Consider the following 13,354-nt stretch of genomic DNA (forward strand, 5'->3'; position numbering starts at 1 on the left):
AAGAAAAGGTAGTTTTTTCACCACGAATGAATGAGATCGGAGGTTAATAATATGGCGAGTAAGTCACAAGAAGTGATTGAGCAAACGGAAAAGTTTGGGGCTAATAACTATCACCCTCTTCCGATTGTTATTTCTAAAGCAGAAGGTGTTTGGGTGGAGGATCCTGAAGGTAACAAATATATGGATATGCTTAGCGCGTATTCGGCTGTAAACCAAGGTCATCGTCATCCGAAAATTATTGAAGCATTAAAGGAACAGGCTGATCGTGTGACACTTACATCACGTGCATTTCATAATGATCAGCTTGGACCATGGTATGAGATGATTTGTGAATTAACAAATAAAGAAATGGCATTGCCTATGAATACTGGTGCGGAGGCTGTGGAAACAGCGGTTAAGGCTGCACGTCGGTGGGCGTATGATGTGAAGGGTGTAGAAGATAATCAAGCAGAGATTATTGCATGCTTAGGTAATTTTCATGGGCGTACAATGACAGCGGTTTCTCTATCTTCTGAAGAAGAGTATAAGCGTGGATTTGGACCGATGCTACCAGGAATTAAGCTGATTCCATATGGTGACATCGAAGCATTAAAAGCTGCAATCACTCCAAATACAGCTGCTTTCTTAATCGAACCTATCCAAGGTGAAGCGGGCATTGTTATTCCACCTGAAGGGTTTATGCCTGCTGCTTTTGACCTTTGTAAAGAAAACAATGTACTATTTATTGCCGATGAAATTCAAGCTGGACTTGCCCGTACGGGGAAAATGTTTGCTTGTGAATGGGAAGGCATTGAACCAGACATGTATATTTTAGGAAAGGCGCTTGGTGGAGGAGTATTCCCAATCTCTTGCGTCGTCGCAAACAAAGAAGTTCTTGGTGTCTTTAATCCAGGGTCGCACGGGTCAACATTCGGTGGCAACCCGATGGCGTGTGCGGTTTCCATTGCCGCTTTACAAGTACTGAAGGAAGAAAAGTTAGCGGAACGTTCTCAGGAGCTTGGAAGCTATTTTCTTTCAAAATTACAACAAATCAAGAACCCAATCATTAAAGAAGTTCGTGGTCGTGGACTGTTTATCGGTGTCGAACTTACGGTCCCTGCTAGAAAGTACTGTGAGCAGTTGAAAGAAGAAGGACTGTTATGTAAGGAAACACATGACACAGTTATTCGCTTTGCTCCGCCATTAGTGATTAGTGACGAAGACCTTGACTGGGCGATTGAACGAATTAAGAAAGTATTACGCACATAAAAAAATCCTTGCACTTTTTGGGTGCAAGGATTTTTTAAAATTAGCGAGTTGGTCTTGGTTCAGGATCTCTCACGGTTTGTTCATTTGGTTTAAATAGGAGGCCTAGATTTAATAACCCAGCGATACCAACTAAGCCGTAGATAATTCTAGAAAGTGCAGAACCTTGTCCGCCAAAGATAGCTGCCACTAAGTCAAATTGGAAGAATCCAATTAATCCCCAGTTGATAGCCCCGATAATTGTAAGTACTAGTGCAATACGTTGAATGGTACTCATACAGATTTCCTCCTTGGGATGGTTTTTTTATATAGTTTGGCTATATAAAGTTACACAATCTTATCGTTTGATTCTTGTCCCCCTTTTATACATTTTCATAGGAAGAATTTTGGAGTCTATTTTTTTGCATTCGCTACTATTTTGGAACATAATAAAGATTGAATAGGAGGATGAAGTATGGATAATTTTACATTTTTTAATCCGACGAAATTGATTTTTGGTAAAGGCACTATTGAACAATTGAAGGTAGAAGTACCTCAATACGGCAAGAAAGTGTTACTTGTGTATGGAGGCGGAAGCATTAAACGAAATGGCCTATATGATCAGGTCTTGTCATTATTAAAAGAAGTAGATGTTGAGTTATTTGAGTTATCAGGTGTGGAACCTAATCCTCGTATCTCTACAGTCAAAAAGGGAGTAGAAATCTGCAGAAATGAAGGAATTGATTTTCTATTAGCCGTTGGTGGTGGAAGTGTTATCGACTGTACAAAGGCAATTGCTGCTGGTGCGAAGTATGACGGTGACACATGGGACCTTATGACTCGAAAAGCCGTTGCAAAGGAAGCGCTTCCGTTTGGTACGGTATTAACATTAGCTGCAACAGGCTCCGAAATGAATTCAGGCTCTGTTATTACGAACTGGGAAACAAATGAAAAATACGGATGGGGCAGTGCAGTTACTTTCCCGCAATTTTCTATTCTAGATCCAGTTAATACATATACGGTTCCAAGAGATCAAACCGTTTACGGAATTGTCGACATGATGACACATGTGTTTGAACATTACTTCCATTTAACAGAAAATACAGAACTTCAGGATCGTATGTGTGAGGGATTATTGCTTACCGTAATGGAATCAGCACCTAAGCTCCTTGAAAACCTAGAAAGCTATGAGCATCGTGCAACCATACTTTATAGTGGAACGATGGCATTAAACGGTATGCTTTCTATGGGATACCGTGGAGACTGGGCAACGCATAATATCGAGCATGCGGTTTCGGCTGTTTACGATATCCCACACGGTGGAGGACTTGCGATTCTATTCCCGAACTGGATGAAGCATAACTTAAAAGTGAAACCAGAACGCTTCAAGAAGCTTGCTGTTCGCGTATTCGGAGTAAATGCAGAAGGCAAAACAGACGAAGAGGTAGGTTTAGAAGGAATCGATAAACTTCGTGAGTTCTGGAACTCAATCGGTGCACCATCACGCTTAGCAGACTACGATATTGACGATAGCCAAATCGAAGTTATGGCTGACAAAGCAATGGTATACGGCGAATTCGGAAACTTCACAAAGTTAAACAAAGAAGATGTCATGGCGATTTACCGTGCTTCTTTATAAAAATTATTTTGCGTGCAATTTTCGTAATTGCACGCGTTTCTTTTTCTTAGGCGTGGAAATACTACGGTAAGAAGGTGGGTTTTTGAGCATTTCTTAACAATTAACACATTTGTTTGAAATGTGTGCGCTTACATAAGTAGACAGTTCTTGATTCCTTAACCAGCTTTCGATAAAGTGATATAGTAAACAACAAATCATTGGAGGATCATTCATGACACACGTTCGTTTTGATTACTCAAAAGCACTTAGTTTTTTTGGGGAACATGAAGTTACTTATTTACGTGATTTTGTAAAAGTTGCTCATCATTCATTACATGAAGCAACAGGAGCTGGAAATGATTATTTAGGTTGGATTGACCTTCCAGTTAACTACGACAAAGAAGAATTTGCACGCATCCAAAAAGCAGCAGAAAAAATCAAGCAAGACTCTGATGTTCTATTAGTATGTGGAATTGGTGGTTCATACTTAGGCGCACGCGCTGCCATCGAAATGCTTCAACACAGCTTTTACAATGCATTGCCAAAGGAAAAGCGTAGCACTCCACAAATTATCTTCATCGGAAACAACATTAGTTCTACATACATGAGAGATGTTATGGATCTTTTAGATGGAAAGGATTTCTCCCTTAACGTCATTTCTAAGTCTGGGACAACAACAGAACCAGCCATCGCTTTCCGTATTTTCCGTAAGCTTTTAGAAGAAAAGTACGGAGTAGAAGAAGCGAAGAAGCGTATTTATGCAACAACTGACAAAGCAAGAGGAGCTTTAAAAACTCTAGCTACTGAAGAAGGATACGAATCATTCATCATTCCTGATGATGTGGGTGGTCGTTATTCGGTTCTAACGGCTGTAGGTTTACTTCCAATTGCTGCAAGTGGGGCAGATATCGAAGCAATGATGAAAGGTGCAGCAGCTGCACGCGATGACTTCGGAAGCTCAGAGCTTGAAGAAAACTTAGCATACCAATATGCAGCAGTTCGTAATGTCCTTTACAACAAAGGAAAAACAATTGAAATGCTTATTAACTATGAGCCAGGCTTGCAATACTTTGCAGAATGGTGGAAGCAGCTGTTTGGAGAAAGCGAAGGAAAAGACCAAAAAGGAATTTACCCTTCATCTGCAAACTTCTCAACAGATCTACACTCTTTAGGTCAATACGTTCAAGAAGGTCGTCGTGACCTATTTGAAACAGTTGTACTTGTAGAAAATCCTCGTCATGAGCTAACGATTGAAGAAGCGGATAGCGATTTAGACGGATTAAATTATCTTGCTGGCCAAACGGTTGACTTTGTTAACAACAAAGCATTCGAAGGCACATTGCTTGCACATACAGACGGCGGAGTTCCTAACTTAGTGGTGACGATTCCACAAATGGATGCTTACACATTCGGTTACCTAGCATACTTCTTTGAAAAAGCATGTGCAATGAGCGGCTACCTACTTGGTGTAAATCCATTTGACCAACCTGGTGTAGAAGCATACAAAGTGAACATGTTCGCATTATTAGGCAAACCTGGATTCGAAGAGAAGAAAGCGGAGCTTGAAAAGCGTTTATAATTATAAGAAAAGCGCAAGCGCCCGTTTTGCGACGTATGGACTGGAGCGCTCTGACTGAGATAAAGGAAACACGGAGAGCAAAGCGATCCGATGTTGACTTATCGCAGGGAAGAGAGCGAAGTACACTAGTCGCTGGGCGCTGGAGCTAGACACTGTTCAAAGTTCTATTTATACCTCCTTATCTTATAGGAAAAAAGTGTTAGTCATTAGAGATTTTCTCTCTTTTGACTAACACTCTTTTTTTTGTGAGAAACTAAAAGAAAAAGGGGGATGGCTATGATTCAAATTCCTTCACAAATTGAAGGCAAGCACTTTGATTTGTATAAGCTAGAGCAATTATTGAAGCCGCTGGGTTATACTATTGGCGGTAATTGGGATTACGATCACGGATACTTAGATTATAAAATTGATGATGAAAAAGGGTATCAATTTTTAAGAGTTCCGTTTCGAGTAGTAGATGGACAACTAGACGCACGAAATTGTACGGTAGCGATGGAAAGACCATTATTGCTATCGCATCTATATCAAGACGACTTAGACGATCATGCTTATATTGGCAATGCATCTGCTTCCTTTGACCAGTTCCAAGAACCGATTGATAAGGACGCAAGCTTTCCTGAAAAATTTGCAGATATCGGTAAGGCACTCGTTCAAGAACTCGAACAAATTCTTATCGATTAAAGTCGGTCGATAATAAGTAACTCATCATGATCATTAATAACCGTTTCTTGAGGAGGATTCACCAACGTGTTTTCTCCTCTTTTAATGCCGATTAAAAGCTTTCCATCTTTAAGCAACTCCCCATTCGCGGAATAAAATGATTGAGAAACATAATCCTTGCCTGGATGGAAGTAAACTCTACTTCCATGAAGTTGATCAAGTACTTCAACAAAAGTGGATACAATTCTATCGGTGGCGATGCAATTTGTCATAATGTAACTCATCATACGGTTTGATTGAATGATTTCGTCAGCGCCAGCTCTTTTCGCATTTGCCATCTGTTCACGGGTAAGAACTTCTACAATGGCGGTAATGTTAGGATTTAATCCTTTAATGGTAAGTAGTGCAAGAATCGTATTCATATCAGCATCCAGCTCATCCTTATGCTGATCGGCTGTAATGAGGACCTTTTCGGCTGTTGCAATATTTGCCTTTATTAACACATGGTCTTGAGAAGCTCTCCCTCTAATAAAGTGCACCCTTGCATCCATAATGGGATTTGATTCTAAAGTTTCATCGATTAAAATAATATCTGAGAATTGATCGATTGTTCGAAGCGTTTGAATAATTTCTTTTGATCGTTCATTCCATCCAATGATAATCAAATGTCTATCCCCTCTAAAATGAACTTTTCCTTCTAGATAATTGTTTTGCCTGGATACGGCTGTTGTAGCAAGGGTAATAAAATATGTGGATAAGAACCCAGCGCCTATAAAAATAAGGAGAATTCCTACTATTCTTCCCAGAAATGTTTCTGGAGAGTAGTCCCCGTATCCAACGGTAGATGTCGTTATGATGGCCCACCAGATTCCTTCAAAGACAGTAGGAAATCTCTCTGGCTCAACAAGATAGATTATTACTCCAAAAAAAAGAACGAGTAAAATAGCCATGGTTAATATTCGGACAAGCGTAGGCAATCTTAAGAAGCCAGTATAAATTCGGTGGTGCATACCCTCACCTCTTAAAAGTTTCTCTAAAAGTATAGACCATATTCATTTGTGTTAAACTCGAAGAAAGACCCTCAGGAACGAGGGTCTTACGTTATTTCCTTTTAGCAGCAGCTAATGCTCTATTCACATCAATTAATCCTTCCCCAAAATATTCATCTTTCCCAACTTCTCCAATGTCATAGCTTGAAGAACGAATAATGTCCATGACTTCCTTATTGGATAAAGTTGGATTGGTAGATAAAATTAACCCAGCTAATCCTGTCACATGTGGAGACGCCATGGATGTTCCAGAAAGGGCGGCATATTGGTTTTCGAAATAGGTGCTTGGAATATCAACACCCGGTGCGGCTACATCGATATAATTTCCATAGTTCGAGAAAGAGGCCCGTTCCCCTGAATAACCAATAGCTGATACGCTTAGAACTTGGTCAAAAGCAGCAGGGTAACTTGGCTGGTTCGTATTATCATTACCAGAGGCAGCGATAAGAACGACCCCTTTATCATATGCATATTGAATAGCTTCTTTTAAAACGGTAGCGGGTTGATAATTTCCTAAGCTTAAATTAATGACATCGGCTCCATGGTCTGTGGCCCAGACAATGCCTTTTGCAATATCGAACGTATAACCATATCCGTCCTTCGCTAATGTTTTTACTGGCATAATTTGATTGTACCATGTGATTCCAGCCACTCCTTCGTGATTATTTGTCTCAGAAGCGATGATACCTGCAACATGTGTCCCGTGACCATTATCGTCATCTGGGGTAGCCTTCTCATCAATCGCGTTATATCCTTCAACCAATTTATGCTTTAAATCCGGATGATCCAAATCTACGCCTGTATCCACAACCGCAATAACGACATTTTTATCACCCTTAGAAATATCCCATCCTTTTTCTGTTTCTATTACGGGAAGATTCCATTGATACTGCTCTTGATAATAAGTGTCATTTGGTGCGACCGCTTCATTTTGTAAAAGAATGAAGTTAGGTTCTGCATATTCCACTTCCTCTAACCCACGGAAGTAAAGAAGCATTTGGTGAGTCGTTTTTGATTTGGAACGAAACATATATAGGTTCGCTAATTTTTCACTTCTACTTGCATCAATCTCTTTATTAATTTGAGCAAGCCGTTCATCGCTAATCTCTGTTTTAAATTTAACGGTTGCCTCATGCTCGTAGTAGTGACTCTGATCGTCTTCATTATGGTTAATAATCTGAATTTCTGAATGATGATTAAGCTTTGAAACTAAGCGGTTATTGGATGGATCATTGTTTAAATCCATTAGTCTAGATGTATGATCTTGAGAAGGTTCATCATTCACTTTTCGCATATCTATCGTATTTCGGTCGAGCGTTCTTACTTCTCGATCGGGCATCATTCGAGCAACACCTATAATCAGCAATAATGCTAATCCAATAAGCATAAGCGGTCTTGTTCTTCGAAACATCCTTCTCACCTCATCGTTTATTTCCTACTATTAGGATGTTCAGTCACTGTCCTAGTATTGATGGTAATTTTAAGGAAGCGAGAAACATACATAAATCTCGAGCAAAACAGCAAAAATGTACGTATGTGCCATAAAAAGGAGGGAACCTGAATGAACAAGCCATTAGCTTATTTAAGAGAAATTTTATCGAACTATACGGATCGATCTGACACAGCCGAATATATATTTAAAAAGATTGAGCAAGGACATTTTCCAACGGAAGAAAGTTTTGTCCGAAGCCTATCTGATGAAGAGAATAATTTCTTGAACAGTATTTTGCCCGAGGAAATTAAGCATGCCAACAATGAACAAGATGAGACCCGTGCCAAACAATTAAATGAGGTGTACGAGCTTTTGTTTTAAAAAAGACAGAGAAAAGGACAATGAAATCATTGTCCTTTTTCATCTCTCTCTAGAGCTTCTTCCGTATAAGGGTCATGCTCAACGGCCGGAAGATCACCAAAGGTTGTCATAATGCCTTCTTCGTCGAGTTCCTCTTCATACTTTTCATGTTGCTTATTTGGATAGACAGTTACATGCTTTCCGGTAATATCGACGCCTACAAAGTTTTCGTAATCTTCCACATAACCAACATTCTCTTGAGGTTCGATATACATGTCATTATAATGATCCACTTGCTCCACTAAATCTGATGGGCTCTCAGACGTTCCATAGCTTGCAACATCCTGCCAGGAATCCTCTGCATCATATGAGACATTTTCATCGGTCTCATCCATATCAAATTTACCGAAAGGAGGCATTAATACACCTTCTTCAATCGGTCTTTCATGTGAGGTCACTTTATCTGGAGTGTGCTCTATACAATAAAGTGTATTTGGAAGAGCTTCTAAACGCTCAACAGGGATCTCTTTATGACAAACAACGCATGTACCGTATGTTCCGTTTTTGATGGCTTCTATGGCTTCAAGTGTATTACGATATTCCAATCGATAATGCTCGTTAAGAGCGAGATCCTTTTCTCGTTCATATAATTCGGTTCCAGCATCACCAGGGTGGTTGTCGTAAACAGAAAGTTCACTTACCGAATCGGAAAGACTTCGCTGCAAATTGAAATGATCATTGCTTTCAAATTCCTCTTCTATCTGAGCTTTACGGTCTTCTAACACTTGCTTAAATTGCTGTAGTTGCTGACTTGATAGCATCTCAACCAATCCTTTCGCTGGTCTGGTACATGTTTTAGTATTTACCGATATATGTAGGAACATAAAAGGTAAAATGTGCTTAGAAAAAAATGTCGATTCGTCTCCTAGTTCTCCTTAAAAGTTTGTTATAATTAGTTGGGTGTGGAAGGGAGAACTGAAAATTGGGAAATAGGGAATTACTTAAAAAGAATTTAAAAAGTAGATCATTTCGGTTAAACCTACTGTTCTTTGTTATATTTTGTCTATTTACACTTCTCATTATCCGTTTAGGATTAGTACAAATCGTATTCGGGGAATCATATAGTAAAGAAGTATCAAGACTTGATGCAACGGTTGTTAGTTTGCCAGCACCTCGAGGCAAAATGTATGACCGACATGGACAAGTGATTGTAGATAATGAAGGAATGGATGCTGTCGCCTTTTCAGAAGAACCAGGCATGACAACTGAAGATAAAATTGAAGTAACGCGGAAACTTGCAAAACTATTAAGCTTAGAAAAAGAGAGTTATAAAGAGAGAGATTTAAAGGATTACTGGTTAGCTGCTTATCCAGATGAAGCGGAAAAGCTCTTAAAGGAAAAGGAACTTTCGCTTACGGGGAAAGAACAATATGCCCTTCAAATTGAGCGAGTTCCTGAAACTGCTTTGAAAGAAATTGAAGAAAAAGAGCTTGAGGAAGCTATTATCTATAAGCGTATGACTAGCGGCTATATGTATGAAATTCAAACGATTAAATCTGAGGGCCTAACTCTTGAAGAGATGGCAACGGTATCGGAAAATCTCAGCTATCTTCCAGGTGTAGAAATTATTACAGACTGGAATCGTATTTATCCATTTGGTGAAATGTTAAAGCCGGTTTTAGGCAGTGTAACAACAGCCAAACAAGGAATATTAGAAGAAAGAAGCAATTATTACTTATCTAGAGGCTACTCCCGTAACGATCGAGTTGGAAAAAGCTATTTAGAATACCAATATGAGGAATTATTGCATCCGAATAAAGGTCAAAAGAAATACGTAACCGACCGAAGTGGTAACGTGGTTGATGAAGTAATCGTTTCTGAAGGATCAAGAGGAATGGATTTACGCTTAAGTATCAATGCCGACTTGCAAAAGGAAGTTGAAAAGATACTAGAAGAAGAAATACGGGATGCAAAAGCAGGGAAAGGAAATAACCTCCTTGACCGTGCCTTTGTGGTTATGATGCATCCATATACTGGTGAAGTATATAGCATCGCAGGAAAAATGATTAACCAGGAAAATAGGAGTGAACTACTCGACTACTCTGTTGGAGCATTTGCGAGTCAGTATGAAATGGGATCGACAGTTAAAGGAGCAACCGTTCTCGCTGGATATCAGACCGGTGCGATTAAACATGGTTCTTACTTCTACGACTCACCAATCTATTTAGCGGGAGCAAAGCCGAAGTCATCATGGAAAAACTTCGGAAGCTTGAATGACTTAAAAGCTCTAGAAGTATCTAGTAACGTATATATGTTCCATACCGTTATGAAAATGGCGGGCGTTAATTATGTGGCTAAAGCTCCAATTTCCGTTCAACAAGAGGATTACACGAGATTAAGAAATATTTATAAGCAATTTGGTCTCGGTGTATCAACAGGAGTGGATCTTCCGAACGAAGCAACAGGGTTCCAAGGAGTTCCCGATAACCCAGGGTTACTACTCGACATGGCTATCGGTCAGTACGATACGTATACACCGCTTCAAATGGCACAATACGTTTCAGCGATTGCAAATGGCGGTATGCGTGTGAAGCCTCATCTTGTGGCAAGTGTCCATGAACCTATAAGTGAACAAGGGCTAGGGCCAGTCGTTCAGAACATTGAAACTGAAGTACTAAATCGAGTATTAAACACAGATGAAGATTTGGCGCGTGTTCGTGAAGGGTTTTACCGAGTCGTCAATGGATCGAACGGGACAGCAAAAGGCTCCTTTACCATGGACGTATCAGGAAAAACAGGAACGGCACAAACCTATTACTACGGACCAGATCGCTCCAAGTGGGGGCAGGCAACTTACAACCTAACATTCGTCGGTTACTACCCATCGGAGAATCCTAAAGTAGCGTTCTCCGTAGTCGTTCCATGGGCGTCGAATGACAAACATCCAGTGAACAAACGCATTGCTAACCGTGTGGCCGAAGCATTTATCAAATACGAAGAACAACGAGCTATAGAAATACCAACAAATGTTGAGGGCGAAGAAGCATTGTTAACAGAAGCACAATAAAAGTGAAACCTAGATTCGGTGGGATCTAGGTTTTTTTGTTTTTGAAAATGCACACCAAATACTGTTTGAATTATCTAATAATTGTGTGTTACGATAAATACATACAAAATAACAAACAGCGTTGCGTAATAAGAAACAATCTATTTTCATAGGGAGGAAAGAGAATGTCTATTTATGTAACAAAGGGGAAGTTAAAGATTGCAGCAGAGCTTTATCATTTCATCCAAAAGGAAGCGCTGCCACAAACACAGCTCGATGAAGAATCATTTTGGGAGGGGCTTACAGAGCTGGTCCATGATCTAACACCGAAAAATGAAGCACTTTTAAGAAAAAGAGATCTTCTCCAACAGCAAATCAACACATTCCATAAACAACAACCATCCTTCACACCTGAGTCCTACAAAAACTTCTTAACGGAGATCGGTTATTTAGAACAAGAAGTACCTGATTTTGAAGTTACAACAGAAAATGTGGATGAAGAAATATGCCTCCAAGCGGGCCCTCAGCTCGTTGTTCCTGTTGACAATGCCCGATACGCCTTGAATGCCGCCAATGCGAGATGGGGAAGTCTGTATGACGCCCTTTATGGAACCGACGTTATTAGTGAGGGAGAGGGAGCATCAAAAACAGGAGTTTATAATCCTATTCGTGGGGAAAAAGTAATCTCTTTTTCAAAGCAATTTTTAGATCAAACGGCTCCTCTTCAGGAAGGCTCCCATTCAGATGTAGCCAATTATCATATTCAAGATGGTCAGCTAATCATTACCCTAACAAATGGAAACAAGACACAGTTGAAAAATCAAAAGCAATTCGTCGGATACCAGGGTGGAAGTGAAAATCTATCAGCCATCTTGTTGAAAAATAACGACCTCCACTTTGAAATCCAGATTGATCGCCATTCACCAATCGGAGCGTCAGATGATGCTGGTGTAAAAGATATTGTTATGGAATCGGCCTTAACCACCATTATGGACTGCGAAGATTCTGTTGCCGCAGTAGATGCCGAAGACAAAGTACGTGTGTACCGAAATTGGCTAGGATTAATGAAAGGGGACTTAACAGCCTCCTTCCAAAAAGGCTCACAAACCCTAACTCGTAGCTTGCAACCTGACCGTGAATATACAAGTCCAGAAGGAGACCTATTCTCATTAAAAGGTCGCTCCCTTATGTTCGTTAGAAATGTCGGCCATTTAATGACGACTAACGCCATCCTAGATCAAGCAGGAAATGAAGTGCCAGAAGGGATCATGGACGCTGTACTAACAAGCTTAATTGCGAAGCACTCTCTTTTAGGAAATGGCTTATATCAAAATTCCTCTAAGGGCTCTATTTATATTGTGAAACCAAAAATGCACGGGTCTGAGGAAGTCGCTTTTGCCAATGAATTATTCAATCGGGTTGAAGACTTAATCACTGTTCGGCGGAACACGATAAAGATTGGGGTAATGGATGAGGAAAGACGTACGAGTCTCAATTTGAAGAATTGCATACATGAAGTAAAGGAACGAATTGTGTTTATCAATACCGGCTTCCTTGACCGTACGGGAGATGAAATTCATACTTCAATGGAAGCAGGAGCGATGATACGAAAAAATGAGATGAAAACATCCACTTGGCTTCAAGCCTATGAAAAGTCCAATGTCGCTACAGGCCTTACCGCGGGTCTTCAAGGAAAAGCACAAATTGGAAAAGGGATGTGGGCAATGCCAGATTTGATGGCTGAAATGATGAAACAAAAAATCGGTCATTTGAAAGCAGGAGCTAATACGGCTTGGGTGCCATCACCGACGGCTGCGACCCTTCATGCTCTACATTATCATCAAGTCCATGTAGTTTCAGTTCAAGAGGAACTGAAGCAAAACCTACAAAACTATCAAGCAGATATTTTAAACATTCCAGTGGCAGGAGATAAGAGCTGGAGTAAAGAAGAGATTCAAGCAGAGTTAGACAATAATGCACAGGGAATACTCGGATATGTAGTGCGTTGGGTGGAGCAAGGAGTTGGCTGTTCTAAAGTTCCAGATATCCATCATATCGGCCTAATGGAAGACCGAGCGACCTTACGAATTTCAAGTCAACATATGGCCAACTGGCTACATCATGGTATTTGTACAAAGGAACAAGTACTAGAAACGATGAAGCGGATGGCAAAAGTGGTAGACGAACAAAATGCGGGAGACCCAAACTACCGTCCAATGTCTGAAAGATACGAGGATTCCGTTGCCTTCCAAGCAGCATGTGAGTTAGTGTTTAAAGGATATGAACAGCCGAGCGGGTATACTGAACCAATCTTACATCGTCGAAGAATCGAAGCAAAAAGAAAATTTGCCCATCAAAAATAATCAACAGATCAGGGCGTGAGGTG

The 13,354-nt window shown here is 40.2% G+C and carries 11 protein-coding genes; 7 read left to right on the forward strand and 4 right to left on the reverse strand.

What is annotated here, in order from left to right; genetic code table 11:
* Positions 1 to 51: 51 nt before the first annotated feature.
* Complete coding sequence (locus ACGLXV_RS19260) at positions 52 to 1,248, forward strand: ornithine--oxo-acid transaminase (protein ID WP_391559940.1); 1,197 nt, start codon at positions 52 to 54, stop codon at positions 1,246 to 1,248.
* A 40-nt stretch (positions 1,249 to 1,288) separates the two neighbouring features.
* Here the strand turns inward: ACGLXV_RS19260 and ACGLXV_RS19265 are convergent, their stop codons facing one another.
* The gene (locus ACGLXV_RS19265) at positions 1,289 to 1,522 is read right to left on the reverse strand and encodes a DUF378 domain-containing protein (RefSeq protein ID WP_160546205.1); all 234 of its coding nucleotides are present in this window, start codon (positions 1,520 to 1,522) and stop codon (positions 1,289 to 1,291) included.
* A gap of 177 nt (positions 1,523 to 1,699) precedes the next feature.
* On the opposite strand from ACGLXV_RS19265, the gene ACGLXV_RS19270 reads away from it, so the two are divergent.
* The 3 genes from ACGLXV_RS19270 to ACGLXV_RS19280 all read left to right on the forward strand — a co-directional run bounded on the left by ACGLXV_RS19270 (position 1,700) and on the right by ACGLXV_RS19280 (position 5,102).
* Positions 1,700 to 2,863: an iron-containing alcohol dehydrogenase gene (locus tag ACGLXV_RS19270; protein ID WP_391559941.1), complete on the forward strand. Its 1,164-nt coding sequence runs from the start codon at positions 1,700 to 1,702 to the stop codon at positions 2,861 to 2,863.
* A 211-nt stretch (positions 2,864 to 3,074) separates the two neighbouring features.
* Entirely contained in the window at positions 3,075 to 4,421 is a 1,347-nt protein-coding gene (locus tag ACGLXV_RS19275) for a glucose-6-phosphate isomerase (RefSeq protein WP_119709749.1), read from the forward strand.
* A 276-nt stretch (positions 4,422 to 4,697) separates the two neighbouring features.
* The gene (locus tag ACGLXV_RS19280; RefSeq protein WP_119709748.1) at positions 4,698 to 5,102 is read left to right on the forward strand and encodes a YugN-like family protein; all 405 of its coding nucleotides are present in this window, start codon (positions 4,698 to 4,700) and stop codon (positions 5,100 to 5,102) included.
* On the opposite strand, the gene ACGLXV_RS19285 is transcribed toward ACGLXV_RS19280, so the two are convergent.
* Both ACGLXV_RS19285 and ACGLXV_RS19290 read right to left on the reverse strand, forming a co-directional pair.
* Positions 5,099 to 6,091, reverse strand: a complete 993-nt coding sequence (locus tag ACGLXV_RS19285) for a potassium channel family protein (RefSeq protein WP_391559942.1) — start codon at positions 6,089 to 6,091, stop codon at positions 5,099 to 5,101. The genes ACGLXV_RS19280 and ACGLXV_RS19285 overlap by 4 nt on opposite strands.
* Positions 6,092 to 6,182: 91 nt before the next feature.
* Entirely contained in the window at positions 6,183 to 7,541 is a 1,359-nt protein-coding gene (locus ACGLXV_RS19290) for a S8 family peptidase (RefSeq protein WP_391559943.1), read from the reverse strand.
* A 150-nt stretch (positions 7,542 to 7,691) separates the two neighbouring features.
* Here ACGLXV_RS19290 and ACGLXV_RS19295 point away from each other — a divergent pair, with 150 nt between their 5' ends.
* Entirely contained in the window at positions 7,692 to 7,943 is a 252-nt protein-coding gene (locus ACGLXV_RS19295; RefSeq protein ID WP_391559944.1) for a sigma-G-dependent sporulation-specific acid-soluble spore protein CsgA, read from the forward strand.
* Positions 7,944 to 7,969: 26 nt separating this feature from the next.
* Here ACGLXV_RS19295 and ACGLXV_RS19300 read toward each other — a convergent pair whose 3' ends face one another.
* Positions 7,970 to 8,743: a TraR/DksA C4-type zinc finger protein gene (locus tag ACGLXV_RS19300; protein ID WP_391559945.1), complete on the reverse strand. Its 774-nt coding sequence runs from the start codon at positions 8,741 to 8,743 to the stop codon at positions 7,970 to 7,972.
* A gap of 161 nt (positions 8,744 to 8,904) precedes the next feature.
* Here ACGLXV_RS19300 and ACGLXV_RS19305 point away from each other — a divergent pair, with 161 nt between their 5' ends.
* Both ACGLXV_RS19305 and ACGLXV_RS19310 read left to right on the forward strand, forming a co-directional pair.
* Positions 8,905 to 10,989 (forward strand): peptidoglycan D,D-transpeptidase FtsI family protein, encoded by a 2,085-nt coding sequence (locus ACGLXV_RS19305; RefSeq protein ID WP_391559946.1) that lies wholly within the window; start codon positions 8,905 to 8,907, stop codon positions 10,987 to 10,989.
* Positions 10,990 to 11,153: 164 nt separating this feature from the next.
* Complete coding sequence (locus ACGLXV_RS19310) at positions 11,154 to 13,331, forward strand: malate synthase G (protein WP_391559947.1); 2,178 nt, start codon at positions 11,154 to 11,156, stop codon at positions 13,329 to 13,331.
* The last annotated feature ends 23 nt before the right edge of the window (positions 13,332 to 13,354 follow it).

It is taken from the genome of Robertmurraya sp. (assembly GCF_036676585.1).
Lineage (GTDB): Bacteria > Bacillota > Bacilli > Bacillales > Cytobacillaceae > Robertmurraya_A.

Excerpts from the sequence above, each read along its gene's own strand:
- ACGLXV_RS19265 (WP_160546205.1), bottom strand. The coding sequence starts at position 1,522 with ATGAGTACCATTCAACGTATTGCACTAGTACTTACAATTATCGGGGCT.
- ACGLXV_RS19285 (WP_391559942.1), bottom strand. The coding sequence starts at position 6,091 with ATGCACCACCGAATTTATACTGGCTTCTTAAGATTGCCTACGCTTGTC.
- ACGLXV_RS19310 (WP_391559947.1), top strand. The coding sequence starts at position 11,154 with ATGTCTATTTATGTAACAAAGGGGAAGTTAAAGATTGCAGCAGAGCTT.
- ACGLXV_RS19275 (WP_119709749.1), top strand. The coding sequence starts at position 3,075 with ATGACACACGTTCGTTTTGATTACTCAAAAGCACTTAGTTTTTTTGGG.
- ACGLXV_RS19295 (WP_391559944.1), top strand. The coding sequence starts at position 7,692 with ATGAACAAGCCATTAGCTTATTTAAGAGAAATTTTATCGAACTATACG.
- ACGLXV_RS19290 (WP_391559943.1), bottom strand. The coding sequence starts at position 7,541 with ATGTTTCGAAGAACAAGACCGCTTATGCTTATTGGATTAGCATTATTG.
- ACGLXV_RS19300 (WP_391559945.1), bottom strand. The coding sequence starts at position 8,743 with ATGCTATCAAGTCAGCAACTACAGCAATTTAAGCAAGTGTTAGAAGAC.
- ACGLXV_RS19260 (WP_391559940.1), top strand. The coding sequence starts at position 52 with ATGGCGAGTAAGTCACAAGAAGTGATTGAGCAAACGGAAAAGTTTGGG.
- ACGLXV_RS19270 (WP_391559941.1), top strand. The coding sequence starts at position 1,700 with ATGGATAATTTTACATTTTTTAATCCGACGAAATTGATTTTTGGTAAA.
- ACGLXV_RS19280 (WP_119709748.1), top strand. The coding sequence starts at position 4,698 with ATGATTCAAATTCCTTCACAAATTGAAGGCAAGCACTTTGATTTGTAT.